This is a genomic window from Streptomyces coelicoflavus (assembly GCF_003112555.1).
GTDB lineage: Bacteria > Actinomycetota > Actinomycetes > Streptomycetales > Streptomycetaceae > Streptomyces > Streptomyces coelicoflavus.
Genome location: NZ_BEWB01000008.1, coordinates 137,438 through 162,254, shown reverse-complemented (window position 1 = coordinate 162,254; position 24,817 = coordinate 137,438). Strand labels below are relative to the sequence as shown.

General features: G+C 71.4%; 25 protein-coding genes and 1 pseudogene. 20 read left to right on the top strand and 6 right to left on the bottom strand.

Annotated features, from left to right (window positions below):
• Positions 1-313: 313 nt before the first annotated feature.
• From Sco07f_RS20535 to Sco07f_RS20500, 8 genes are all read left to right on the top strand, one after another.
• Positions 314-736: a WXG100 family type VII secretion target gene (locus Sco07f_RS20535; RefSeq protein WP_108988702.1), complete on the top strand. Its 423-nt coding sequence runs from the start codon at positions 314-316 to the stop codon at positions 734-736.
• A 61-nt stretch (positions 737-797) separates the two neighbouring features.
• On the top strand, positions 798-1,112 hold the full coding sequence (locus Sco07f_RS20530) for a WXG100 family type VII secretion target (RefSeq protein ID WP_108988701.1): 315 nt from the start codon (positions 798-800) through the stop codon (positions 1,110-1,112).
• Positions 1,112-2,860: an RNase A-like domain-containing protein gene (locus Sco07f_RS20525; RefSeq protein WP_159106962.1), complete on the top strand. Its 1,749-nt coding sequence runs from the start codon at positions 1,112-1,114 to the stop codon at positions 2,858-2,860. Before Sco07f_RS20530 ends, Sco07f_RS20525 begins: the two co-directional genes overlap by 1 nt.
• Positions 2,861-2,886: 26 nt before the next feature.
• Entirely contained in the window at positions 2,887-3,453 is a 567-nt protein-coding gene (locus Sco07f_RS20520; protein WP_108988700.1) for a hypothetical protein, read from the top strand.
• 38 nt (positions 3,454-3,491) lie between these two features.
• Positions 3,492-3,791, top strand: coding sequence for an RNase A-like domain-containing protein (locus Sco07f_RS20515; protein WP_108988699.1), 300 nt, complete (start codon positions 3,492-3,494; stop codon positions 3,789-3,791).
• 14 nt (positions 3,792-3,805) lie between these two features.
• Positions 3,806-4,462 carry a contact-dependent growth inhibition system immunity protein gene (locus tag Sco07f_RS20510; protein WP_108988698.1) on the top strand — a complete coding sequence of 219 codons (657 nt, stop codon included), beginning with the start codon at positions 3,806-3,808 and terminating at the stop codon, positions 4,460-4,462.
• Positions 4,463-4,616: 154 nt separating this feature from the next.
• Positions 4,617-5,201 carry a hypothetical protein gene (locus Sco07f_RS20505; RefSeq protein ID WP_108988697.1) on the top strand — a complete coding sequence of 195 codons (585 nt, stop codon included), beginning with the start codon at positions 4,617-4,619 and terminating at the stop codon, positions 5,199-5,201.
• Positions 5,202-5,223: 22 nt separating this feature from the next.
• Positions 5,224-5,850 carry a Fic family protein gene (locus Sco07f_RS20500; RefSeq protein ID WP_244942084.1) on the top strand — a complete coding sequence of 209 codons (627 nt, stop codon included), beginning with the start codon at positions 5,224-5,226 and terminating at the stop codon, positions 5,848-5,850.
• Positions 5,851-5,905: 55 nt separating this feature from the next.
• Here Sco07f_RS20500 and Sco07f_RS20495 read toward each other — a convergent pair whose 3' ends face one another.
• Positions 5,906-6,388 (bottom strand): ATP-binding protein, encoded by a 483-nt coding sequence (locus Sco07f_RS20495; protein WP_244942083.1) that lies wholly within the window; start codon positions 6,386-6,388, stop codon positions 5,906-5,908.
• Positions 6,389-6,525: 137 nt separating this feature from the next.
• Positions 6,526-6,810, bottom strand: coding sequence for a CbrC family protein (locus tag Sco07f_RS20490; RefSeq protein WP_244942094.1), 285 nt, complete (start codon positions 6,808-6,810; stop codon positions 6,526-6,528).
• 295 nt (positions 6,811-7,105) lie between these two features.
• Here Sco07f_RS20490 and Sco07f_RS40315 point away from each other — a divergent pair, with 295 nt between their 5' ends.
• The 5 genes from Sco07f_RS40315 (at position 7,106) to Sco07f_RS20455 (ending at position 13,642) form a co-directional block, all read left to right on the top strand.
• Positions 7,106-7,321, top strand: coding sequence for a hypothetical protein (locus tag Sco07f_RS40315; RefSeq protein ID WP_159106961.1), 216 nt, complete (start codon positions 7,106-7,108; stop codon positions 7,319-7,321).
• 1,104 nt (positions 7,322-8,425) lie between these two features.
• Positions 8,426-8,962, top strand: a complete 537-nt coding sequence (locus Sco07f_RS20470; protein ID WP_108988694.1) for a GNAT family N-acetyltransferase — start codon at positions 8,426-8,428, stop codon at positions 8,960-8,962.
• Positions 8,963-9,045: 83 nt separating this feature from the next.
• The gene (locus tag Sco07f_RS20465) at positions 9,046-10,560 is read left to right on the top strand and encodes an ABC transporter substrate-binding protein (protein WP_108988693.1); all 1,515 of its coding nucleotides are present in this window, start codon (positions 9,046-9,048) and stop codon (positions 10,558-10,560) included.
• A gap of 15 nt (positions 10,561-10,575) precedes the next feature.
• Positions 10,576-12,375: an ABC transporter permease subunit gene (locus Sco07f_RS20460; RefSeq protein WP_244942082.1), complete on the top strand. Its 1,800-nt coding sequence runs from the start codon at positions 10,576-10,578 to the stop codon at positions 12,373-12,375.
• A gap of 1 nt (position 12,376) precedes the next feature.
• Positions 12,377-13,642 carry an MDR family MFS transporter gene (locus Sco07f_RS20455; protein ID WP_108988691.1) on the top strand — a complete coding sequence of 422 codons (1,266 nt, stop codon included), beginning with the start codon at positions 12,377-12,379 and terminating at the stop codon, positions 13,640-13,642.
• A 371-nt stretch (positions 13,643-14,013) separates the two neighbouring features.
• On the opposite strand, the gene Sco07f_RS20450 is transcribed toward Sco07f_RS20455, so the two are convergent.
• Complete coding sequence (locus Sco07f_RS20450) at positions 14,014-14,346, bottom strand: ArsR/SmtB family transcription factor (protein ID WP_007389017.1); 333 nt, start codon at positions 14,344-14,346, stop codon at positions 14,014-14,016.
• Between the two features lie 147 nt (positions 14,347-14,493).
• On the opposite strand from Sco07f_RS20450, the gene Sco07f_RS20445 reads away from it, so the two are divergent.
• Positions 14,494-16,083 carry an MFS transporter gene (locus tag Sco07f_RS20445; RefSeq protein ID WP_108988690.1) on the top strand — a complete coding sequence of 530 codons (1,590 nt, stop codon included), beginning with the start codon at positions 14,494-14,496 and terminating at the stop codon, positions 16,081-16,083.
• 118 nt (positions 16,084-16,201) lie between these two features.
• Here the strand turns inward: Sco07f_RS20445 and Sco07f_RS20440 are convergent, their stop codons facing one another.
• Entirely contained in the window at positions 16,202-16,987 is a 786-nt protein-coding gene (locus Sco07f_RS20440; RefSeq protein ID WP_108988689.1) for a CDP-alcohol phosphatidyltransferase family protein, read from the bottom strand.
• Positions 16,988-17,096: 109 nt separating this feature from the next.
• On the opposite strand from Sco07f_RS20440, the gene Sco07f_RS20435 reads away from it, so the two are divergent.
• The 5 genes from Sco07f_RS20435 to Sco07f_RS40635 all read left to right on the top strand — a co-directional run bounded on the left by Sco07f_RS20435 (position 17,097) and on the right by Sco07f_RS40635 (position 22,221).
• Positions 17,097-18,107, top strand: a complete 1,011-nt coding sequence (locus Sco07f_RS20435; protein WP_108988688.1) for a zinc-dependent alcohol dehydrogenase — start codon at positions 17,097-17,099, stop codon at positions 18,105-18,107.
• 115 nt (positions 18,108-18,222) lie between these two features.
• The gene (locus Sco07f_RS20430; protein ID WP_108988687.1) at positions 18,223-18,621 is read left to right on the top strand and encodes a 6-pyruvoyl trahydropterin synthase family protein; all 399 of its coding nucleotides are present in this window, start codon (positions 18,223-18,225) and stop codon (positions 18,619-18,621) included.
• Positions 18,622-18,728: 107 nt separating this feature from the next.
• Positions 18,729-19,952: a glycosyltransferase family 4 protein gene (locus tag Sco07f_RS20425; protein ID WP_439959694.1), complete on the top strand. Its 1,224-nt coding sequence runs from the start codon at positions 18,729-18,731 to the stop codon at positions 19,950-19,952.
• Positions 19,949-21,061: a trans-aconitate methyltransferase gene (locus Sco07f_RS20420; protein ID WP_244942080.1), complete on the top strand. Its 1,113-nt coding sequence runs from the start codon at positions 19,949-19,951 to the stop codon at positions 21,059-21,061. Before Sco07f_RS20425 ends, Sco07f_RS20420 begins: the two co-directional genes overlap by 4 nt.
• On the top strand, positions 21,034-22,221 hold the full coding sequence (locus Sco07f_RS40635; protein ID WP_108988686.1) for a lysylphosphatidylglycerol synthase transmembrane domain-containing protein: 1,188 nt from the start codon (positions 21,034-21,036) through the stop codon (positions 22,219-22,221). The genes Sco07f_RS20420 and Sco07f_RS40635 overlap by 28 nt, the downstream gene beginning before the upstream one ends.
• Here the strand turns inward: Sco07f_RS40635 and Sco07f_RS20410 are convergent.
• A pseudogene (locus Sco07f_RS20410) lies at positions 22,185-22,817 on the bottom strand (creatininase family protein); the annotation flags it as partial. The gene Sco07f_RS40635 and the pseudogene Sco07f_RS20410 sit on opposite strands and share 37 nt — an antisense overlap.
• A gap of 53 nt (positions 22,818-22,870) precedes the next feature.
• On the opposite strand from Sco07f_RS20410, the gene ribA reads away from it, so the two are divergent.
• Positions 22,871-23,533, top strand: coding sequence for a GTP cyclohydrolase II (gene ribA, locus Sco07f_RS20405; protein WP_007387306.1), 663 nt, complete (start codon positions 22,871-22,873; stop codon positions 23,531-23,533).
• An 18-nt stretch (positions 23,534-23,551) separates the two neighbouring features.
• Here ribA and Sco07f_RS20400 read toward each other — a convergent pair whose 3' ends face one another.
• Positions 23,552-24,784: a serine hydrolase domain-containing protein gene (locus tag Sco07f_RS20400; protein ID WP_108988684.1), complete on the bottom strand. Its 1,233-nt coding sequence runs from the start codon at positions 24,782-24,784 to the stop codon at positions 23,552-23,554.
• Between the last annotated feature and the right edge of the window lie 33 nt (positions 24,785-24,817).

The following is a 24,817-nucleotide window of genomic DNA, read 5'->3' as shown; positions in this document are numbered from 1 at the left end:
TCCTCGTTGGCGAGGGCTTACGTCGTCGTCAGGTACTGCGTGAGACTGCCGCGGAGCTGCGCGGCGGCCAGGGTGGGCTTCACGAGGACCTTGCGGGCGAGTCGGGAATCTGGACCGTTCGGTACGTGCGATGGGGGCGGCCCGGCGCCGGTACCGTGACGATCAGCCTCAAAAATACCGCCCACCTCGGACATCGGTGTCCACCTGGCCAAAACCGGCGCCCTCCACTCGACGTCGGCCTCGGGGCGGATGGTTAGGATCACTCCGTACACGCGGCTTGACATGCCGAGTTCACGGGGCGGAGGTACGAAGCATGGGCGCGCACGGAGCAGGAGCCGGGCAAGAGGGCGGCGTCGATCTGGCGGTGTCGAGCGAGGACCTCACCAAGCTGGCCGACGACCTGGACGACATGCAGGTGTACCTGGACAAACAGGTCAGGAGAATGGACGCGATCGTCGACGGCATCGAAGCGGGTTGGCAAGGGCCGGCGGCGAAGGCGTATCGAGGGTTCCACCGGGCGGCGGCCGAGGACGCCGTGCGCATCCGTGAGGTGATCCAGCATCTCGAGCAGGCCGTGCGCCTGAGCAGGGACGGTTTCACCGAGCGGGAGCTGGAGGTGGTGGCCCAACTGCGGCGCATCTCGGTGGACGTCGGCAGCGAGGTGGACAAGTTGTCGACGCCCAACTCGGAAGTGCCCGCGCCTGCCCAGCCCCGCAGCACCCTCGACTCCTTCTGACGGCCCAGCCAGGGCTCCTGGCCGCAACGCCACCGCGACGACATGCACGAAACGGGGAACCATGCCGACCGGAAGCGTGGATGACGACCGCATCACCGTCTCCTTCGCCACTCTGCACGAACTCGCCGCCGACCTGGAGGACATCCTCAAAAAGCTCAACGGCAGACTGGACGAGCTCCACGACCGTGTCGTGCCGGTCGTGCTGTCCTGGAAGGGGGAGGCCCGCGAAGTCTTCGTCGACAAACTCGACGAGTGGGACCGCTCGGCCGAGGACCTCCAGGCGGCCCAGAAATGGCTGCACGAGTGCGCGACCACGAGCCATGTCAACTACGCGGCGGCGCACCAGGCGGTGCTGCGCGGCTGGGGAGCCGGCTGATGGGGACGCCACCGCTGGGCCAGAACGGCACTATCGACGTCAAGCCGACCGACCTCCATCGCGTATCCGGCGGTGTGGCGAGTCACCAGACGATGATGGACAGGGGCGCGAAGAGCCTGCTCGAAGACCTTCGCACGTACCCGGACGCCGGAGGGTACGGCACCTCGCCCCAGGCGTTCGCGACTTCGTACGTCAAGGTGGGCAACCGCTTCCTCGAGGTGTGGGCCAAGAGCGTCGTCAGCATCGGTGGTGCGGCAGTCGGCTTCACCTCCACGGCCAATGCCTACGCGAAGGCAGAAGCGGCCAACGACCCCACGGGAAAGGCCAAGCCGGTCGTCCAACCGCTGCCGAAGGTCATCGACAAGCCGCCGGCCTACGGCTCCGTGCCCAATCTGAAGTGGGGCGACGACGACGGAGGCGACGACTTCATCCGCCGGCTCCTGGAATGGGTGCCCGGGCCGGTCAGGGACGTACTGAGGCCGGTGGTGGAGCACGCCTTCCGGATGGGCAAGGTCGCCGAGGTCTATCCGTTTCCGCAGCAGCACTACCTGAACTCCCTGTCGCAGGCGTGGGGAACGAACGCGACCGGCACCCTCTCCACAGTGGAGAGCGGGCTGTCAGGGAACGTCAGCAGCATCACTCAGCAGACCAACAGCGAGTGGCACGATGCGATGCGACAGTTCTGCAGCTCGCTGTGGGGCACGACGGCCTGGGGCAGGAACCACGCGAACTACGAGTGGAAGCACGACAGCTCCTCCTCACAGACGGCCACCCACCCCGTGATGACCGTGCTGTTCGACACGGCTCGGAAGGTCAGTGGCCTCCTCGGCGAGTTCGCGGAGGCGGCTGTCTACGTCAATGGGGAGGTGTGGGACGTCTACATCGAGGCGGTACGCGACGCGATACCCAAGGTCGAGGTCAACCTCAAGGACGGCGTCGGCGTGGACGACGTCAAGGGCTTGGTCAAAGGTCTTGTCAAGGGTGTCGCCAAGGGCGCGAGCCAGTTGGGCCAGGGCATCGTCCTGAATATGGACACCGCCAAGCTGAACTCGATCGTCAGCGAGTACAACCGACGCGTCGACGCGCTCGTTCCGAAGCTTGATGCGCTCATACCGCCGTTGGACGAGGCGTACCTGAGTGCCCCGAAGTTCGAGGCCCAAGAGGCCCGCGCGGAAGGTTTCGGCATGCGGGCCTTGGAGGACTTCAAGGATTCCCGAGTCTGGCTGAAGGTCGACTCCGCAGGCAATTACGACCTCAACCTTGCTGCCAACGAGTACATGGACAAGGGCCACACACTGGACAAGCACGTCGGTAAAACGGACGAGCAGCTCGCACAGCGCCTGCGTGACCAGCACAAGGTATGGCCCCCGAAGATCACCCAGGACTGGCCGCACGGCAAGCCTTTCCCCAAGGCCGCCTCGGCCTTCCCGGACTTCCAGCGGGCCGAGGAGCTTACCGAGCACAACCTCAACCGGAACAAGGCTGCCATCGAGGCATGGATCAAGGGCCCACCGCCGCCGGCCCAGGGCGAAGTCCGAGCCTTTCATGGAACTGCGCCGAACGGCGAGGTCAGCGGCCGCAGTGTGTTCAGGCAGCCGTTGGATCCGAACGACCCGCTCTCGGGCTACAAGCAGGGCGGCGCGAATGCCAGGGCTTACGATGTGACGGGCATCGATACACGGATTCGGTACGACAGCAGCCGGACACCTCCATTCACCGTCATGACGTCGATGCCTTCCAAGGCCTAGCGTCCCCGAGAAGGGCCATTACCCACATGTTCGTAGACCAGGCCTCCTGGGAAGGCGCTGTACGTCACTTGTTCGAGGACGCGTACCCCTTCGACGCCACGGGTCCTCGACGCTATGCGGACTGGATACTTGATGTCATCGCGCTGATGAATCGGGCCGTTCCGGATCCTCGGGGCTGGGCCGGCCTCGACGATGCGGCGCACCATCCGGAGCGCGAGGAATTCCCTATGCACCCCTTTGCCGACCACCCCCCGGAATATATCAAGGAGCGTATTCACCAGATCGATCGGGTCAGTGCAGAGAATCTACTGCTTGCTCTGACGGACGACTGCTGCACCCTGTCCAACCTGCAGCGTTTCGAGGAGACCGAGGAGGAATTGCGGGTGATGGCGAGGGCGATCCTCGAGCGGTACGGGGATGAAGCCACCTACCACACCAATGTCAGCCGACCCGGTGCGGTACCTGAAACACTCGATTTCACGACGACGCACTGGGGGTACAACCCGCTGAGCGACGTCTACTCGGAGGACTGTGGTCTGATCGTTGTCTCCGGCACCGAGGTGGGCTTGTTCTGGAATTTCTCCGACTACTGATCGGTCGGTAGGCAACTGGCTGTTGAGAGGATATTTCCATGCTGACCCGCACCGCCTCCTATCCCGACAGGGAGACTGCCCAGTGGGCCACCCAGCAGGCGGTGACCGCCAACGAGCAGGTGATCCACCGCTGGCTTGCGCAGGGCACCCGAGCCCGCCTCGCCATCGAGGCCGCTTGGCCTTCCCGTGAGGATCCCGTCGGCCGGGTCCAACTGGAAGGCGACCTGTTGGTGGGGAGAGGGCCCGTCGAAGTCCGCGCGGCACGCGTGGTGCTGCGGCGCGAGCCGTCCAGTCCACATGGCTTCGTCGTCCATACGACTGTCCCGTTCTATCTGTAGAGGGTTGCTCGCACATGTCCATGACGCCCCTCGAACATGACCGCCGGTACGGCGAACTCGACCAGGTGATGCGTGCCTACCTGGGCCAGCCGGCCGATGACACCCCGGCGCAGCGCAGCCGCGCGCTGGACGCGTACCTCCGCCACACCTGGCACACTCGTCCGTGGGCCGTCGCGGAGGCGGAACGCCAGCTGCGCGAGTACAGCCGCAACCCTCCGGGACGCATCCGGCATCAGCTGGGCGAGTTCTACGCGATTCCGGACACAGGGTTGTCCCAGCGGGAGATCGGCGACTGGCTGAGCGTGCTGGCCGACCACCTGAAGAAGAGCGTGGCGGAAGGTGATGTCCCGAAGCCGTCGCCGCCGCAGACGCACTGGGAGTGGCACGCGCGTTTCCCAGAGACCGCGCAGCTGCTCGGTGGCTGGTTCTCCCAGGACATCGTCGACGAGTTCCCTGACCACGACGCCGCTGTCGCCGACTACGTCGCCACCACCGACCCCCACCTGGTCGCACGTGTCGTAGGGGAGTTGAACGAGCTGCTGGCCCTCCCCCTGGACGAAGGCGACTACGCCCTGGCAGCCGCAGAACTCGGCATGGAGGTCGGCCCGCCCGAGCCGTTCTCCTATGGAGCCTGGTTTCAGTTGGCGGTGACGATGCTGTCCGGCGTCTGATTCGACTCCCGGCTCGCGTTAGCCGCCCCCCCAGTTTCGGTCGCCGCGCCGAGGCCGGTGCGGCTTCGGCAACCCCCATGAGCAGACACCAGGAGCAGCCATCAGTTCCGACTGGTACCCGTCATCGAAGACGTGGCCGGATGTTGATCCGGCCATGCATCCGTTCGACTCCGACCGCGCGCTCGACGTCGTGCGCAATATCGTGTTCTCTCCGGACCCGGAGACAGGTCGATCGCAAGGTCTGTCAGACCACGTGGTGGCCCGCAGGCTTGCCGAGCACTACGGCTCCTGGGCCTACGGCTGGTACAACTCCGTGGACGAGATGCCGTATTCCGGAATGATCATCAGAGAGCTGCCGCGCGGGGGAGATCTGGAGCAGCAGGCCCTGCGCTACACCAGTGCCCTGATCCAGTGGCGGGCCTGGCTGGAAGCACTTGCCGCCCTCTTCGCGCAGTTCGCTCCTGGGCCGGATGCGGACGGCGAGCAGATCCGACGGCTGCGTGAACGAGCCGTCGCGCCGATCGTGACACTCGTCGTTGAGCGCACCGGCGCCGGCGAGCTGTGGCGTGCCGCTTGCTGGGAGGCACTCGAGTGGTACCTGCAGTCCACGGGCTTGCCCGCTCTGGAGGCCGAGGAACTGGCCCATGACACCGTGGACGCCGTGTTCGCCAGCTGGACCGCGCCCGACGCCGAGGAGGTCCGCCGCGTCGGGCGGGCCATCGGAGGGTACGGTGCGTGACGACCTCCGGAGTTGGCTCCTGGTGCGCTCGCAGATCGCGTGGCAGGAGGCATCGGGTGAACTGGTCGGCCCGGTCAGGGGCACGCGCGACGGTATCGACGCGGTCGCGGTCGCGCGGGACAGGCGCGGGAGCACGACGCCCGGGGGCGGGATGCGAGCGGCTTGGCGGTCGGCCCGGAGGGATGCCGAGGTCGACCGGCCGCTCGGTTTCGGCCTCCTCGCAGGATGGCAGAAACAGGTGCTCGGTCGCCCGGACGTGGCATTCCGTTCCCTTCCTGCCTTCGCCAAGGGAGGAAGGGAACGGTACGGCATTCACGAAGAGACGCAGGCGCGGTTCGACGAGTGTCTGTCCCAGGCCACCGAGACGGCCACGGACGTCCCGCTTCCCGCCCGGGCCGCACGTGCCTATCTGGACGTCTGCTTCTTCCACCCCTTCGACGACGGCAACGCGCGTTCAGCCCTTCTCACACTGGGGTTCGTCCTGGCCCGGGAGCAGGTGTTCCTGGAAGAGGTCGGCCCCGTACGGGTGCCCAGGTACGCCGATGATCCGGTCGGTGCGCCGGCGCTGGCTCGTCTGATCCACATCCTCGCCGGTGCGGCAGCACGGCGAGGTGAGGTGCTCGCGCAGCCTTCAGCTCGTCGACACTGAAGGCGGGGATGATCGACGCGCCGTCCTCGGCGCGGTCGCAGACGACGAGTTCCTGTCATCCGACCAAGGGCCGTCCTGCTCTCAGGGATGCCCACACCGTCTTACCGGGACCGCCGCGACGGTCGGTGACGCCCCAGTTGTCGGCAAGGGCACTGACGAGGCGCAGACCGCGGCCGGACTCGGTGTCCGTCTTCGCCGGGGAGACGAGGACAGGCCGGCGCTCCGCGTGGGCGTCGGAGACCTCCAGGCGCAGCCGATCACCCTCCCTCTCGGCTGCCAGCCGGACGTGGAAGTCACGGCCGGGGACGCGCCCGTGTGTGACGGCGTTGGCGCACAGCTCGGCGGTGATGAGGGCCAGCGTCTCGTTGACGTGACCGTCGTAGGGGTGGCCCCAGGTGTTCAGGCAGTGCGAGACGAACAACCGGGCCAGGCGCGCCCCTCGAGGGGTCGAGGTGAAGGCCATGGCGAACTCGGCGGGGACCGCGGGAGAGGGAACGGGGGCGAGCGGCCGGTGTCGCTGCGGGGAAGGACTGTGCATGCCGCCAGCGTGGTGGCCGCGACGGGCGTGTCACCAGCAGCGACGCCTGTACGGGAGTGCGCTGTACGTGGGGCGGGGGCGCCGGCGTTGCCCGCACACTCAGCTGCTGCCGAAGCCCCCTGCGGCCCGGCCGACATTCAGGATGCGTCCGTGTAGGCGAGATGCGTGCCGCAGACGGTGCAGCGGAAGAGCATGGCGGTTGCGTCTTCGCCTATCCTGGTCAGGAAGCGCTCAAGCCGGCTTTCGTCGTGCCAGCCGTCGAGGCGCATGTCGGTCCGCAGTTGGTCGAGTGCGTCGGGATGCGCCGCCAGCCCGGCGTATCCGACTCCGCCCACGAAGGCGGCCGCGTCCCGGCAGTGGACAAGCCAGCGCGGATCCTGCCAGGCATGGAATCCAGGGGTCCGGCGCGTGACCTCGTGCAGGACGTCGGGATCTCTTTGCGAGGTGGGCCAGGAGGTGTTCCGCCGCGATGGAGGCAGTGTTTAGCGGCGCGCCGACTGCGGTCAGAGCGGCGATCAGCCGTGCTGATGCTGTTTCCGGCACGTCCTGGTCGGTGAGGAGGGGCAGCAGTAGCAGAAGGCGGGTGGCCGTGTCCTGGACGCCTTCGGCCGCAAGCGACGGATTGCCGGCGATCCGGATCAGTTCGGGCCAAGTCAGTCCGGTGCCGGAGAAGTCTCCGTCCCAGCTGGCGATCTGCTCGGCGTAGCTTCTGCCTGGATGGGTGAGGAGGTAGTCGGTGCCGTAGTCGCCATCCAGATTGCGGTAGATCACCACGGCTCCAGGGCCGTCTTCTGCCGGCACCCTGAACACCGGCCAGAGCTCAGGATCGAAGAGGACCTCGGACAGGGCATCGACGTCGGCTCCGTCCTCGCCGAACCACCCTGGAGCCGGTCGCTCGGCGCACCCCCGTCGCTGCACATCGTCAGGAGGTAGTTCGACCAGAAGCCTGGGTGGACCAGCAGTGACTCGCCCGGAACCAACGGGCCGAGGTCGTATCCCTTGAGCAGCACCCCTCGATCCTGTCACCAGCCACTGACACGCTCCGATCTGGGATCGGCAACGGGGTGCCGTCCAGTTACGGGACAGCCCTTAGGTGCCACGCACACTGGGAACAGGTGGGTCTTCACTTCCCGGATCTGTGTGGCACCGCGTGGGAGGAATTGAGAACTGCGACTGTGGGCGACCGGTTCATTTCGGGATGTGGCGGCCGGACGCCCACGGCAGAGCAAAAGGCAGGGTCCGTCGGTGAGTGGAGGCGGTGCAGCAATGCGGGACGCCGGGCAGACGCCTGGGTGGTGCGCGTAGCGACGTACCCCCGCTCAGCCCACGTCCGAAAGGCGATACCGGACAGGCCGGTCCTCCACTTTCTCCAGTAGTCCCTCGGTCACGAGAGTCCGGAGGATGGCACAGGTGTGCTTGTCTTGCGGGGGCGTGACCGGCGTCGCGTAGTGCGCGCAGACCTCGTTTGGTGTCCCAGTAACCGCCCAGCGCGCGTACTGCCTTCTCAAGATCGGCACGCCGAATTGAGGTCGGTTCGGTCATCGTGGAGCCCTGCAGGCCTGGTCGGCGGCCGCTGTGTGGATCTTCTTGCTGTGATCGGTGATGCTCGCGGGCGCGCCGACGTAGTCGCAAGCCGGGCACTTTGCCCAAACACCCTCGGACACGGCACGCGCGCTCACCGAGTGTCCCGGTCCGTATCCGTGCCCATGCAGCAACTGAGCCACGGAAGAACCGTATTCGACCGCGAGCAGGGCTGCTTCAGCGACCTTGTCGTGCCCGGGAGCGAAGAAGGACCCGGCTCCGACCTTCTTGGCGCAGCCGCACCAGCAGGTCCCGGTCGGAGTGAGGTGAGCAAGAGGCTTCGTCATGTCGTCACCGTGGGCTGATCTGTGGAGCCTGCCAGGCCTTTTGTCATTTCTCCTCCGACTCCGAGGTGCCATTCCTATCTCTCGGCGGAGCTCGGTGAGCGTTCGGTGGATGAGAGTCGTCGGTGCCCTGGGTGACCAGTAGAGACGGCTTAATGCGTACGATGTGCAAGTGCGCACCACCGACTACACCATCAGGACCGCCACCCCCGCCGACGTGGCCTCCGCCCGCGCCGTCATGCTCGACACCGTCTACCGCGACTTCGGCACCGGGTACGTTCCGCGCTGGCACGCCGATGTGATCGATCCGGCCGGGGCATACCTGACCCCCGCCCGGCACACCCTCCTCGTCGCCGTGGACGCCGACGGCGAGGTCGTCGCCACCGGTGCTCTCGACTCCCGCGGTCCCGCGCATCCCCCGAACCCCGCGCACGTCGCCGAGCGGTACCCCTCCGGCGTGACCGCGCAGCTGCGGCGGGTGTACGTGCGGCCCGAGCACCGGCGGCGTGGGCTCGCGCGTCGACTTGTCGACGAGTTGCTGGCGTTCGCCGTTGCCGACGGGGGATACCGGGCCGTCTATCTGCACACCGACCCCGCCGTCACCGGGGCCGAGCCGTTCTGGCGGTCGTTGGCCAAGGTGGTGCACGACGAGCGGGAGGACGCCGGGGGTGGGCAGGGGATCGTGCACTTCGATGTTCCCCTGGGGTGAGGTAGGCATGGAAATCGTTTTCATGTAACCTTCCGTCCGCTCCCGTCCGCACTCCCGCCCCGCACCTGATCGATCCGAGGACCATGCGCTCCCACCGCCGCTCCCGGCTGCTCGCTCCCTTTCTGCTCGTCCCGCTGACGGCGGGGTGTTTCTCCTCCGGAGGCGGCGACGACTCCGCGTCCGGTGACGGGAAGGACGGCGACGGCGCCCGTCTCCGCGTCGCCCTCGCCTTCCCGCCCGCCGAGAACCTCTCCCCGTACGGCGCCGACGCCACCCTGCTCAGCCGGCTCGGGGTCACCGAGGGGCTCACCGCCCTCGACGCCAACGGGTCCGCGGCGCCCGCGCTCGCCGAGTCCTGGCGCCGGGACGGCGACAAGACCTGGGAGTTCACCCTCCGCGACGCCACCTTCCAGGACGGCGGCGACGTGACCCCCGCCGCGGTCGCCGCATCCCTCACCCGCGCCACCGAGGCCAAGCCCGCGCCCGCCGCACTCGCCGGTGTCACCCTCGGCGTCAAGGCGGGCGGCGACCGGGTCGTACGCGTCACCACCGCCGAGCCCGACCCCGTGCTGCCGCTGCGGCTCTCCAGCCCGAGCCTCGCCATCCTCTCCGCGAAGGCCTATGAGAAGGGGAACGGCCGTGTCGACCCCGTCGGCCACGCCACCGGCCCCTTCGAGCTGACCGAGGTCAACGGCGCCACCTCCGCCTCCCTCGAGCGGTTCGACGACTACTGGGGCGGCCGCGCCCAGGCCTCCGGCATCGACGCCCGCTTCATCGCCGACGGCACCGCCCGAGCCAACGCCCTGCGGACCGGTGAACTCGACATCGCCGAGGCCGTTCCCGTCGCCCAGGCGGCCTCGCTCGACGAGAAGACCCGGCGCGACACCGCCACCACCCGGACCACGAGCCTGCTCCTCAACGCCTCGTCGGGAACCTTCAAGGACGCCGGGCTGCGGGCCGCGGCCCGCGCCGCCCTCGACACCTCCGTGTTCGCCAAGGACGTGTACGAGGGGTACGGCGATCCCGGTGCCGGCGTCTACGGGCCCGCCGTCACCTGGGCGGAGGGCAAGCGGACCGCGCCCGTCGGACGGGCGGCGGCCAAGAAGCCGGGGGACGGGGGCACCATCACCCTCGCCACCTACGACAACCGGCCCGAGCTGCCCGAGGTCGCCCAGGTCGTCAAACAGCAGCTGGAGAAGGCGGGTTTCACCGTCAAGCTCACCGTACGGGAGTACTCGCGGCTCGAAGGGGACGCCCTCGACGGGAAGTTCGACGCCTTCGTGCTCGCCCGGAACACGCTCCTCGACACCGGTGACCCCGTCGCCGTCCTCGCCAGCGACTACACCTGCGACGGCGGGTTCAACATCGCCCAGCTCTGCGACGAGGGCGTCGACCGTGCCGTCGCCGACGCCGAGAAGATCGCCGACACCGCGAAGCGCCAGGACGCCGCCATGGCCGCCGAGGCGCGCATCCTCGGCAGCGACGCCGTCGTCCCGCTCGTGCACCAGCGGATCATCACCGGCGTAGCCGACTCCGTACAGGGCGTCGTCCTCGACCCGTACGAGCGCACCCTCGTCGGCACCGGCACCCGGCGCTGAACCGTGTGGCAGCGGGTGGCAGCCGCGGGGTGGCGGACCCTCCTCGCCGTCGGGCTGGTGTGCGGGATCGGGCTGTTGCCCTGGCTCACGCACACCGACCCCGCCCACACCGTCCTCAAGGCACGGTCCGCCGAACGAGAGCCCACGCCCGAGGTGCTCGCCGACATCCGGCAGCAGCTCGGGATCGACGGCGGGCCCCTGCACGTACTCACCGGCTGGCTGGGCGGGCTCGTGCGCGGGGACGCCGGGCAGTCGTGGATCTCCGGCGCGGACGTCCTGCCCGACGTGACGCGGGCGCTCGGTGCCTCGCTGCTGCTCATGGGTGTCGCGCTGCTCGTCGCCGTCCTCACCGCCGGGCTGATCTGCGCGCGCACCCTGCGGCTCGGGGCCCGGCGCCGGCTCGGTGGGCGGCGCGCGGGCGGGAGCCTGTCCGCCGTGCTCGCCTCGCTGCCCGAGTTCCTCGTCGCCTCCGTGCTCGCCACCGTCGTCGGGGTGCAGCTGGGGTGGCTGCCCGCGCTGGGGTGGTACGGGCCCCAGTGGACCGTGCTGCCCGCACTCGCCCTCGGGCTGCCCGCGGGCGCCGTACTGGGGCGGCTGCTCGACGATCTGCTGCCCGGCGCCTTCGGCGAGCCGTGGGCCCTGGCCGCCGCGGCGCGCGGGCTGACCGGGAGGTCCGTCGCCCGTCAGGCCGTACGGCGTTGCGTGCCCGCGCTGTTGCCCAACCTCGGGCTGTTCGTCGTCGGGCTGACCGGCGGGGCCGTCGCCGTCGAGCAGGTCTTCGACATCCCGGGCCTCGGGCGCACCACCCTCCAGGCCGCCCTCGCCCAGGACCTTCCCGTGCTCCAGGCCGGCACCCTCGCCCTCGTCCTCCTCGCCGCGCTCGCGACCGGCGCCACCCGCGTCGCCGCCCGGCTGCTCACCGGGCCCGCGCTGCGCGACGGCGCCCTGTCCTCGCTGCACCGGCCCGCGCCGCCCGCCGGGGGAGTGCTGCCGCTCCTCTACGGTGCCGTCCTGCTCGCCGTCGTCGGGGCGGGGCTGGCCCGTGATCCGCTCGCCCTCGACACGGGGCAGCGGCTGCGGGCGCCCTCCCCCGACCACCCCTTCGGCACCGACGCCCTCGGGCGCGACCTGCTCGCCCGCGTCGGCCACGGGGCGCTGGACACGCTGCTCCTCGCCGCCGCCATCAGCGCCGCCGCCCTGCTCGTGGGCGTGCTGCTGGGCCTCCTGCCCCGGGTCTCCGCGCCCCTCGTCGACACCGTCAACGCCCTGCCGCCCGTGCTCGTCGCCCTGCTCGTCACCGCAGTCGCGGGCAGCGGTGCGGCCACCCCGGCGCTCGCCGTGGGCGCCGTCGCCTGGGCGCCGCTCGCCGCCCACACCTCCTCGCTGCTGCGGCAGGAGCGCGCCACGCTGCACATCACCGCCAGCAAGGGGCTGGGCGCGGGGCGGGTCCATCTGCTGCGGCACGAGTTGCTGCCCGCGGTGGTGCCGCCGGTTCTGCGGCACGCCCTGCTGCGGCTGCCCGGCGTCGCCCTCGCGCTCGCCTCCCTCGGGTTCCTCGGGCTCGGCGCCCAGCCGCCGTCCCCCGAGTGGGGGCTGCTCCTCGCCGAGAACCAGCCCTACGCCGAGCGTGCGCCGTGGGCCGTCCTCGCTCCCGCCGCCGTACTCGCGCTGCTCGGCGCGCTGGCCGTCAGCGCGGCGGGCGGGCTGCGCCAGCCGGTCCTGCGACGCCGTTCACGGGCCGTCACCGAGGGGGTCGACGGGGCCGAGCGGCGGTCCGCCGCGGCGACGGAGAAGGAACCGGCCGGAGCACGATGACATGACCTCCGCACCCACCGGGCGGCCGCCCCGACGGCCCGTGCCGGCGTCCGGCCGTCGCACCGCACGGCTCACCGCGTTCACCACGCTCTCCCCGCTGCTTCGCCTGCTCATCCTCACCCAACTCGCCTTCAACATCGGCTTCTTCGCCGTCCTGCCCTTTCTGTCCGAGCACCTGGGTCAGTCCGTCGGCATGGCGGGGTGGCTGGTCGGCTTCGTGCTCGGGCTGCGGACCTTCAGCCAGCAGGGGCTCTTCGTGGTCGGCGGGGCGCTCGCCGACCGGTACGGCATCCGGCCCGTCGTGCTCGCCGGGTGCGTGCTGCGGATCGCCGGGTTCGCGTGGCTCGGGTTCGCCGAACGGACCTGGGCCGTCGTCGGTGCCGTCCTGCTGATCGGGTTCGCCGCCGCGCTCTTCTCGCCGGCCGTCGAGTCGGAGGTGGCCCGGCAGGCGGTGGTGTGGGAGGAGACGGCGGGTGGCGACCGGACGCGGGTGCTCGCGTTGTTCACCGTCGCCGGGCAGGCCGGTGCCTTCGTCGGGCCGTTGCTGGGTGCGCTGCTGCTCGCCGTCGACTTCCGTACGGTCTGCCTCGCCGGGGCCGGGGTCTTCGTGCTGGTCCTCGCCGGGCACGCGTGGCTGCTGCCGCAGCGCATCCCCGGGCGGGTCCAGGTCCGGGTCAAGGGCGGAGCCCGGCTCGTGCTGCGCAACCGGCGCTTCCTCGCGCTGTGCTGCGCCTACGGTGCCTACCTGCTCGCCTACAACCAGCTCTACCTGGCCCTGCCCGCCGAGGTGGAGCGGGCCGCCGGTTCGCAGGCGCCGCTGGCCTGGCTGTTCGCCCTGTCGTCGCTCCTGGTGGTGACCGCGCAGTTGCCGGTGACCCGGTGGGCGGGGGAGCGGCTGGCGCCGCGCCGGTCGATGGTGGCGGGGCTGGTGCTGATCGCCGCCGGGTTCGCCGTCGTCGGGCTGGCGCTGCCCGCGGGGTGGACGGGGAGGGGTGGGCTGCTGCCCGCCGCCGGGTTCGTCGTCCTGCTCACCCTCGGGCTGATGCTCGTCGCGCCCGTCGCCCGAGCCTGGGTGCCGGACCTCGCCGAGGAGGGGCGCCTCGGGCTGTACACGGGGGCGCTGTCCTCGGTCTCCGGGCTCATCGTGCTGGCCGGCAGCTCCGCGACCGGGCTGCTGCTGGACACCGGGCTTCCGGGCGTCGTGCCGTGGCTGGTGCTGGCCGCCGTGCCGCTCGCCGCGGTAGCCCTGCTGCCCGGGCGGGCTTGAGCCGTTGCGGGTGCCCGAGCAGCCGAAGCCGGACACTGCGCTGGGCGCCGACCAGGCACGGCGTGGAGCTGCGGCCGCATCGTCGAGGGCGACCTCGTGTACGCCGGCGCGTTCGCGGCCGACCGGGACCCGGAGGTCTTCGTAGAGCCGCTGCGCATCGACGTGGATCGGCGGGGCAAGCGTCATCCGCAGTTCGGGTACGGGATGCACCACTGCATGGGAGCGGCCCTGCGCGCATGCAGGTCAACGCCGGCCTGACGCGATTGGTGCGGAATTCCCCACGCTCGATTGGTGCGTTCCCCACGCTCGAGCTCGACGCCGATCCGGCGTCGCTGCCCTGGGACCACGGCACATTGCTGCGGCGGCCGACGTCACTTCCCGTGCGCTGGTAGGTCCGGGTTCCTGCGCAGCAGGTCCAAGAGGCCCGGGAAGCGGGCCTCCAGGTCCTCATGGCGCAGGTGCGCCTTGCGGCTGTTGCCGCGGTCGACCTGCCGGATGAGGCCGGCTTCACGCATGATTTTGAAGTGGTGGCTGAGGGTCGACTTGGCGACGTCGAAGTCGAAGGACGAGCAGTTGCGCTCCGTCCCCTCCGGTTCCCACAGGAACGCCGTAATGACCTGGTATCTCAGCGGATCCGAGAGGGCGTTCAGGATCGAACGCAGGTTCATTTCCTCGCGGTCGGGGTGGCCATCCGTATCGGGCATCGCCGTCTCCGGTCTGTCGCTCGCCCGGGTCGTCCGTACACCTGGGCGGAAGGTTCTACTTGCATCGTACCTGTCACGGTGTCACCCTAAGGTTCGAAAAAATCCGAACCTCGGGTCGGGGTGCCGGCCCTTCTTGGAGTTCACTCGATGTCATCCCTCACCGACGCAACTTCGGATTCCCCCACCGGGAGCACCGGGGTAGTCACCGACGTGCCCCAGACAAAAGGCCCGCGGCAGACACTCACCCTCGTAGCCGTCCTGCTCGCCGTGTTCGTCGTCCCCACCTCGATCTCCGGCACCGGGGTCGCGCTCCCCTCCATCGCCACCGACCTGCACGCCGGCCCCGGGCCCGTTCAGTGGGTCGCGAACGCCTTCAACGTCGCCTTCGCCTGCTTCACGCTCGTCTGGGGCTCGGTCGCCGACATCATCGGCCGGGTCAAGGCGTTCGCCCTGGGTGCCGCCGTCTACACCGTCGCCTCGATCGGCAGTGTCTTCGCGGCGAACATCCATCTCCTCGACGTCGCCCGCGCCTTCGCCGGACTCGGCGGAGCGGCCATCTTCGCCTGCGGCAGCGCGATCCTGTCGACCGTCTTCAGCGGACCCGCCCGCGCCAAGGCCTTCGCCCTCTTCGGCACTGTCGCAGGCATCGGCATCTCGGCCGGTCCCTCCATCGCCGGCGCGCTCGTGCAGAGCGTGGGCTGGCGCTGGGTGTTCGTGCTCCACGCCGTCGCCCTCGCGGTGGTCCTGGCCCTCGTGCCCGTCATCTCCCGCAACGTTCAGGAGGAGCGCCGCGAGGGCGCCCGCATCGACGTCCCGGGAAGCGTCGTCTTCGTCGTTGCCATGTTCCTGCTGACCTGCGGCATCGTGCAGGGCTCCCAGTGGGGCTGGGGCAGTGCGGGCGTCCTCGGCCTGTTCGCCGGTTCGATCGTCTCCCTGCTGGTCTTCACCGCTGTCGAGAAGCGCCGCGAGCAGCCCATGCTCGACCTGGCCCTGCTCGCCAACCGCCGATTCCTGGCCCTGTGCCTGGTGCCGATCGCCGGCTCCTTCGGCTTCGTCACCATGCTCACCTACCTGCCCAGCTACCTCACCGCGGCGGGCGGCCACGGGACCGGCACGGCCGGCCTGATCATGATCCTGCTCACCGCGCCGATGCTCATCTGCCCGCTGCTCGCCGCGAAGCTCGTCTCCCGCGGCATTCCGGCCATGCGCATCATCTACGTCAGCATCGTCTGCCTGGTCGTCGGTGACCTGGGCCTGCTGCTGTTCACCCCGGACGTTTCCGTCCTGGTCGTTGCCCTGCCCATGCTCGTCACCGGCGCCGGCATGGCCCTGGCGGCCGGTCTCGTCGACGGCGAGGCCCTGGAGATGGTGGCGCCGGAACAGGCCGGCATGGCCGCCGGCTTCCTCAACACCCTGCGCCTGGGCAGCGAAGCCATCGCGGTGGCCGTCTACGCCTCCCTTCTGGCCACCACCGTCTCCTCCAAGATCGACGAGGGGATCCAGGCCTACCCCTACGACGGCAGCACCGCGAGGCTCGCCGGTGACGTCTCCGTCGGCGACATCAGCGGTCAGACCGCCCAGGTGCCCGCAGACCGGCAGTCCGGCTTCACCGACTTCCTCGTCGACACCTACGACAGTGCCTTCCACCAGGTCCTGTGGATCCTCGCCGCCGTCTGCCTCGTCCTCCTGGTCGTCATCGCCGCCATGCTGCGCCGGCCGCACGCCCGTCAGGCCTGACACCCGCGGCAGAACGACAGAACGCATCGGCCTCCTGCCCGCGAGGAGGCCGATGCGTCTTCGGCGCGCCGGTGATGTTCCACCCGCTGGCGATGTTCCACCCGCCGGCGGCGCGAGGTCACTGCGCGACGAGTTCCCGCATCGCCGCGGCCGGCGTCGCGGGCATGCGCGACCGCCGCCACAGCCACCGCACGTCCCGCCCGAACGACCACACCAGCAGCCCCAGCGCCACCGCCACCACCCCGGCGTTGGCCGCGCGCGGCAGCAGGTCCGCGCCCGCGAGGAGGAGCAGCACGCCCTGAAGCGCGGCCACCGTCTTGCGGGCCGTGCTCGGGGGCAGCGGGGCGGTCAGCCACGGCAGGACCCGGGCCGCGGCCACGAACACGTACCGCATGCCGCCGATCAGCAGCACCCACGGGCCCAGGTCCGCCGCGACGTACACGCTGAGCACCAGGATGAGGAACGCGTCGACCTCCATGTCGAAGCGCGCGCCCAGGGGGGTGGACGTGCCCGTGCGGCGGGCGACCTTGCCGTCCACACAGTCCAGGACGAGGGCCACGGCCGTCAGGCCGACGAGGAGGGGGACGGGTGGGGCGTCGCGGAAGGAGTCCGCGACCAGGGTGGTGACGCCGCCCACCAGGGTGGCCCGCCCGAGGGTGACCCGGTTGGCCGGACCGAACGACGGCGGCCGGGAGCGGTGCAGCGCGAGGGAGAGCACCGCCCAGCTGGCGAACGCGAAGGCGAGGCCGGTCAGCCAGCCCGCCGTGCCGATGCCGATCGCGGTGCCGAGCAGCGCCAGCAGCACGAGCTGCGCGCCCGCTCCCACCGCCGTCTCCTGCTGAACGGACCTCGCGGCACAGACGTCGTACGCGTCGTCCGTGTGGTTCAGGTTGATCAGGGCCACCGAACATCCTCCGGCCGTGTGACAGAGTCGATCAACGCCGCTACCTTGTGCGCGGCTTGTGCATCCCTCGGTACGTGGGTGGCTTCCCGATCGTTCAGGAGGAGTTCCGATGACACGCAGGGCACGTGCGTTCTGGCTCGAGGAGCCGGGCGCGGGCGCGATCCGTGAGGTGGAGCTGCCGGCGCCGGGCCCGGACGACGTGCTCGTGCGGACGCTCTTCAGCGGCGTGAGCCGGGGCACCGAGACCCTCGTCTTCGGCGGCCGGGTGCCCGAGAACCAGTACGCCGTCATGCGCGCGCCCTTCCAGGACGGTGATTTCCCCGGGCCGGTGAAGTACGGGTACCTCAACGTCGGTGTGGTGGAGGAGGGGCCGGAGCGGTTCGTCGGGCGCACCGTGTTCTGTCTCTATCCGCACCAGACGCGCTACGTCGTTCCCGCCGCCGCCGTGACGCCGGTGCCGCCCTCCGTCCCCGCCGGGCGGGCCGTGCTCGCCGGCACCGTCGAGACCGCCGTCAACGCGCTGTGGGACGCGGCGCCGCTGATCGGCGACCGGGTCACCGTGGTCGGCGGCGGCATGGTCGGCTGCTCGGTGGCCGCCCTGCTGGCCCGATACCCGGGCGTACGCGTGGAACTGGTCGACGCCGATCCCGGCCGGGCGAAGGTCGCCGGTGCGCTCGGCGTGGCTTTCGCCGTCCCGGCCGACGCCGCAGGCGACCGCGACCTCGTCGTGCACGCCAGCGCGACGGAGGCGGGGCTCGCGCGGTCGCTGGAGCTGCTGCGGCCCGAGGGCACCGTCGTCGAGCTGAGCTGGTACGGCGACCGGCGCGTCGCCCTGCCGCTCGGGGAGGCCTTCCACTCCCGGCGCCTGACCCTGCGGGGCAGCCAGGTCGGCACCGTCTCCCCGGCCCGCGCCGCCACCCGCGGGTACGCCGACCGGCTCGCCCTCGCCCTCGAACTGCTCGCCGACCCGGCCCTGGACGCGCTCGTCACCGGCGAGTCCGCGTTCACCGAACTGCCCGAGCTGATGCCCCGGTTGGCCGCCGGCCGGATCCCCGCACTGTGCCACCGGATCCGCTACGACCGGGAGGAGACCGGCGCGGACGCCCGCAGCGGCGCCTGACCTTGAGGAAAGACGTACGGCCCAATGAACGGGGGCAGGTCTCCAGCCGTAATAGACGGCACCCCGTGCAGCGATCGGCGGGGCACCAGACGTGCCACACCTGGAGGGTCGTCCGTTGTTCAGCATCACCGTCCGCGACTACATCATGGTCGCCCACAGCTTCCGCGGCGACGTCTTCGGGCCCGCGCAGCGCCTGCACGGAGCGACGTTCCTGGTGGACGCCACCTTCCGGCGCGAGCAGCTGGACGAGGACAACATCGTCGTCGACATCGGCCTCGCCACCCGGGAACTGGGCGCCGTCGTCGCCGAACTGAACTACCGCAACCTCGACAACGAGCCCGACTTCGCCGGCGTCAACACCTCCACCGAGTTCCTCGCCAAGGTCGTCGCCGACCGGCTCGCCGAGCGCGTGCACAAGGGGGCGCTCGGGGAGGGGGCGAGGGGTCTGGCCGGGCTCACCGTCACGCTGCACGAGTCGCACGTCGCCTGGGCGAGTTACGAGCGTGCGCTGTGACCGGCACATCCGTGGAGCCGACGGCCGGCACATCCGTGGAGCCGACGGCCGGCAGGCACGTGGGGTCGACGGCCGGCACGCACGCGGGGTCGACGCTCGGCACATCCGTGGAATCGGCGATCGGCCCGGGCGCCGGGCGGACCCGGCTCGCCTACGTCCCCTCTCAGACGTCCGCGACACCGCAGTCGGGGCCGGCCCCGGTCCCCGGCCCGAGGAACGGCGGGATCGTCCCCATGTCCCTGCGCTCCGTGCACTTCGTCATGCCGGGCGGCGTCGACGACCCCGCCGCCCCCAGCGGCGGCAACGCCTACGACCGGCGGGTCCGGCTCGACCTGCCCGGCTTCGGCTGGCGGGTACGGGGGCTGCCCGTGCCCGGCGACTGGCCCCGGCCGGACGACACCGCCCGCACGGAGCTCGCCCGCGTACTGCGGCGGTTGCCGGACGGTGCGGTCGTCCTCCTCGACGGCCTCGTCGCCTGCGGGGTGCCGGAGATCGTCGTACCGGAGGCCGAGCGGCTGCGCATGGCCGTGCTCGTGCACCTCCCGCTCGGCGACGAGACCGGTCTCGCCCCCGCCGTGGCCGCCGAACTGGACGCCCGCGAACGCACGGTACTGCGCGCCGTTCCGGCCGTCGTCGCCACCAGCGACTGGGCGGTGCGCCGTCTCGTCTCCCACCACGGCCTCGACCCCGCCCGCGTCCACGTCGCCGCCCCCGGCGCCGACATCGCGCCGCTCGCACCCGGCACCGACGGCGTCTCACGTCTGGTGTGCGTCGCCGCGGTCACGCCCCGCAAGGGGCAGCACCGGCTGGTGGAGGCGCTGGCGGCCGTGGCCGACCTGCCCTGGAGCTGCGTGTGCGTCGGCGGGCTCGGACAGGACCCGGGGTACGTCGAGCGGTTGCGGGCGCTGATCGCGCGGCACGGTCTCGAGGAGCGGCTGGTACTCGCCGGGCCGCGGGCCGGCGCCGAACTGGACGCCACCTACGCCACCGCCGACCTGATGGTCCTCACCTCCTACGCCGAGACGTACGGCATGGCGGTCACCGAGGCCCTCGCCCGCGGTATCCCCGTGCTGGCCACGGACGTCGGCGGCCTCCCGGAGGCGGTCGGGCGCGCACCCGACGGAGGGGTGCCCGGCATCCTCGTCCCGCCGGAGGACCCCGTCGCGCTCGCCGCCGAGCTGCGCGGATGGTTCGGCGAGGCGGACGTACGACGCCGGCTGAAGTCCGCCGCCCGCGGTCGCCGCGCCGCCCTGAACGGCTGGGCGAGCACGGCCCAGAGCCTGGCCGGCGTACTGCACCGGCTGCCGGGCGAACCGAGGAGGGCGGCATGAACCCGAGGAAGCCTCCCGCACCGGCCGCCGGCGTCGTCCCGGCCCGGCCGGGCCCCCAGGACGCGCCCGACGCCGTCAACGCCACCGATATCACCGACATCACCGGTGTCACCGACATCACCGGTGTCACCGTCGTCGCCGATGGCACTGTCGTCACCGATGACACGGATGCCGCGAGTGCCGTCGTCCCCGGAGCCGGCCCGACCGGGCGCTCCCGCGGCGAGCGGACCACCGTCCGCCTCGGCGGCGTGACGGCGCGGGGGGACGCCGCCGACGAACCGCCGCGCTACGCCCCCGAGTGGCTGCGCCTCCGGGAGCCCGCCGACGCCGCCGCGCGGGCGCACGACCTGCTCGACCCGTTGCGGATCAGGCTCGCCAACCTGCCCCGGCGGGCGGACGGGCTCGTGGTGCACGACGTGGGCTGCGGCACCGGGTCGATGGGTCGCTGGCTCGCCCCGCGCCTCGACGGTGCGCAGCACTGGGTGCTGCACGACCGCGACCCCTACCTCCTGCACTTCGCCGCCGTCGCCGCCCCGCGCACCGCCGCCGACGGCAGCCGGGTCACCGTCGAGACCCGGCGCGGGGACCTCGCCCGCCTCACCCCGGACGCGCTGGCCGGCGCCGCGCTGGTGACCGCGTCCGCGCTGCTCGACGTCCTCACCGCCGAGGAGGTCGGCAACCTCGCCGCCGCCTGTGCCGGGGCCGGCTGTCCGGCGCTGCTGACCCTCTCCGTCGCCGGGCGCGTCGAACTCACCCCCGCGCATCCCCTGGACGCCGAGATCACCGAGGCGTTCAACGACCACCAGCGGGGTACCGGCATGCTCGGACCGGACGCGGTCACCGCGGCCGCCGAGGCCTTCGCCGGACACGGCGCCACCGTACGCACGCTCCCCAGCCCCTGGCGGCTGGGCCTCGACGAGGCCGGACTCACCGCCTCGTGGCTGCGGGGCTGGGTCGGAGCGGCCGTGGAACAGCGCCCGGAGCTTCGTGAGCGGGCCGCCCGGTACCTGGACGAGCGTCTCGCGGTCTGCGCGGCCGGGGAGTTGCGCGTGGTCGTCCACCACACCGACCTGCTGGCGCTGTGCCGGCCGACGGGCGGGGTGTCGTGAGCGCCCTGCGCACCCACCTGGGCACCCTCGCCGGCACCGCCGTCCTCGCCGTGCTCGTGTGGCGTCTCGGCACCGGCGCCTTCCTGGACGGGCTGCGCCGGATCGACGCGCCCACGGTGCTGGCGGCGCTCGGGATCGGGCTGGTCACCACCGTGTTCAGCGCCTGGCGCTGGGCCCTGGTGGCCCGGGGGTTGCGCATCCGGCTGCCGCTCGGAGGGGCCGTCGCCGACTACTACCGCGCCCTCTTCCTCAACGCCGCCCTCCCCGGCGGCGTCCTCGGCGACGTGCACCGCGCGGTGCGGCACGGGCAGAGCGCCGGCGACCTGGGGCGGGGCGTGCGGGCCGTCGTCCTCGAACGGGCCGCCGGACAGGTCGCGTTGATGGGAGTCGGGGTCGCGGTACTGCTCACGATGCCGTCCCCGGTGCTGGCCGGGGCCCGGCGCCTCGCGCCCCTCGTCGCCCTGGCCCTGCTCTGCGCGCTCGCCGTCGTCCTCGCCCTGCGCATGAATCGGACGCCGGAAGAACCGACCCTCCCACGCCAGGCTCTCCCACGCCGGGCCTTCCCACGCCGGACTCTCGCACGCCGGGCCCTCCCGCGCCGTACCCCCGCACGCCGTACCCCCGCACGCCGGGCGCCGGCCCTGCGGGCGGTGCTCGGCGAGGCGCGGGAGGGGCTGCTGTCCCGGCGCAACCTGCCGGGCGTCGCGGGCTCCTCCGTCGTCGTACTCGCCGGGCACCTCGCGATGTTCGTGCTCGCCGCCCGGGTGGCCGGCAGCGGGGCCTCCGTCGCCGTGCTCACGCCGCTGGCCGTGCTGGCGCTGCTCGCCATGGGGCTGCCGCTGAACGTCGGCGGCTGGGGCCCGCGGGAGGGTGTCACCGTCTGGGCGTTCGGCGCGGCGGGACTCGGTGCGGGTACCGGCCTCGGAGTGGCGGTGGTGTACGGCGTGCTCAGCCTCGCGGCGAGCCTGCCCGGCGCCGTCGTCCTCGTCGCCCGCCGGCGCGCCGTGCGCTATGCGCGCTTGTCCTCGGACCCGGTGACCGTCACCGCCGTCAGCAGCGCGAAACATTCCGCGAAGGAATCCGCGAGGCCCGCCAGCAGTTCCTTCCCCTTTTCCGCCGATCCCAGTGAAGGACGCCCGATGACACCGGAAGCGGTATAGGCGGACATACCGAGGGAGAGCAGATGACGCCGGTCGTCCGCGACGAAATCGGCGGCCTCGTAACCGGGCCGGACCAATTCGGGGTGCGCGTGCAGAAGAATGGAGGTCTCGATTTCCCCCGCGTGCATGTCGGTGAGCAGCGAGGTGACCACCCCCGCCCGCTGCCGCGCCGTCTCCCAGTCCTCCGCGGCCGGGAACAGCGCCATCCGCTCACCGCGGGCGGAGGACTCCTGGACGACGTTGCCCAGTACGTAGTTCCCGCCGTGTCCGTTGACCACGACCAGGGCCTCGACACCCGAGCGGCGCAGGGAGTCCGCTATGTCCCGCACCACCGCGTGCAGGGTCACGGAGGAGACGCTGACGGTCCCGGGCCAGTCCGCGTGCTCGTGCGAGCAGCCGATCGTCACCGGCGGCAGCAGCCGCACCGGATACGCGTCGGCCAGTTCGCGGGCGACGGCGCACGCGACGAGGGTGTCGGTCGCCAGCGGCAGGTACGGGCCGTGCTGCTCGTGACTCCCCACCGGCAGCACCGCGACCTTGGCGCCGCGCTCGCGCACGTCTTCGCTCGTGTCCGCCGGCACCAGTGAAACATCCATTTCCGCACGGCCTTTCAACTCGGTTGAGCAATCTGTTGAGGAACGCGAAAATCATGACAGAAAAAATCGGTGTACTCGGCAAGAAGGCATCCAAGCGCACGGACGCGGAGCGGGTCGTGGTGACACCGCTGCCCACCGTCTACGGGCAATTCCGGGCGTACGGCTATGTCGACCACGAACGCGGCGACGAGCAAGTGGCCCTCGTCCACGGTGACCTGGGCGCCGAAGGTGTGCTGACCCGGCTGCACTCCGAGTGCCTGACCGGCGACGCGTTCGGCTCCCAGCACTGCGAGTGCGGTGCCCAACTCGCCACCGCGCTGCGGCAGGTGGCCGACGCGGGCAGCGGGGTCGTGGTCTACCTGCGCGGCCACGAAGGGCGTGGCATCGGGCTGCTCGCCAAGCTGCGCGCGATGGCGTTGCAGGCGGAGGGGCTGGACACGGTGGAGGCGAACCTCGCCCTCGGCCTGCCCGTCGACGCCCGGGACTACGGCGTAGCGGCGCGGATCCTGGACGACCTCGGGGTGCGGTCTGTGCGCCTGATGTCCAACAACCCGCGCAAGCGGGAGGCGTTGGTGCGGCACGGCATCCGGGTCGCCGAGCAGGTGCCGCTGCTGATACCGCCGTGCGAGTCCAACATCACGTACCTGCGCACCAAGCGGGAACGCCTCGACCACCACCTGCCCCACCTGGACGCGATGGCGCACGTGCCGTCCTGACCGCCGAGGGCGGCGGGGTCAGTCGGTGACGGCCTCGTGCACGAGCCTCTTCAGGTCCGGGTAGACCGCGTGCGAGGACCTGGGCCGCACCTGGGTCATGAACTGCACCGTCAGATCACGGCCCGGGTCGACCCAGAAAGTGGTCGTCGCCACTCCGCTCCAGCCGTACGTCCCGAGCCCGGAGGGCGACCGGGTGGGGCTCGGGTCGGTCACCACGGAGACGCCGAGGCCGAAGCCGACGCCGTCGTTGCCGGGTTCGTCGTGCGCCGGGCGGCTGCCGAAGGAGCGCAGGTCGGCGTCGCCGGGGAGGTGGTTGCGGGTCATGAGGTCCACCGTCGCCGGGGCGAGCAGCCGGACGCCGTCGAGTGCGCCGCGGCGCCGCAGCAGCTCCGCGAAACGGTGCACGTCGTGGGCGGTCGAGACCAGGCCGCCGCTGCCGGACAGGAACCGCGGCCGGCCGCCCCGCAGCGGCAGCCCGGGGACCGGGGTGATGCCGCCGTCCTCCGTCTCGCCGTACAGCTCGGCCAGCCGGTCCGCCTGCGCGTCGGTGACGTGGAACCCGGTGTCCGTCATGCCGAGCGGTGCGAAGATCCGCTCGGCGCAGAACACGTCGAGCGGCTGTCCCGACACCACCTCCACCAGCCGTCCGAGCACATTGCTGGCGACCGAGTAGTTCCACTCGGTGCCCGGCTCGAACTGAAGGGGCAGGCGCGCGTACAGGTCGACGGTCTCGGCCAGGCCGGCCCCCGGCCGCACCGACGACTCCACACCGGCCGCCCGGTACAGCGCGTCGACGGGGTGGGAGTGGTAGAAGCCGAACGTCAGCCCCGCCGTGTGGGTCATCAGGTGCCGGACGCGCACCGGACCGGCGGCCGGCCGGGTGACGACGTCCGCCCCGCTCCCCTCGACGTACACGCGCGGCTCGGCGAAGGCCGGCAGATACCGGTCCACGGGGTCGTCCAGCGACAGCCGGCCCTCCTCCACCAGGGTCAGGACGGCCACCGCGGTGACCGGCTTGGTCATGGAGTAGATCCGCCACAGCGTGTCGGCCGTGACCGGGAGTCCGGCCGCGACGTCCCGCAGGCCGTGCACGGTCAGATGGGCGACGCGGCCGCCGCGCGCGACGGCGACCAGGAACCCCGGCAGCTGGCCCTCGTCGACCTGCCGGGCGAAGTGCAGGTCGAGCCGGTCCAGCGCCTCGGGGTCCAGCCCGGCCGCACCCGCGTCGACCTCCTGCCGCAGGGGTGGCATCGCCATCGTTCTCCTTGATCGTTCTCGGCGTGG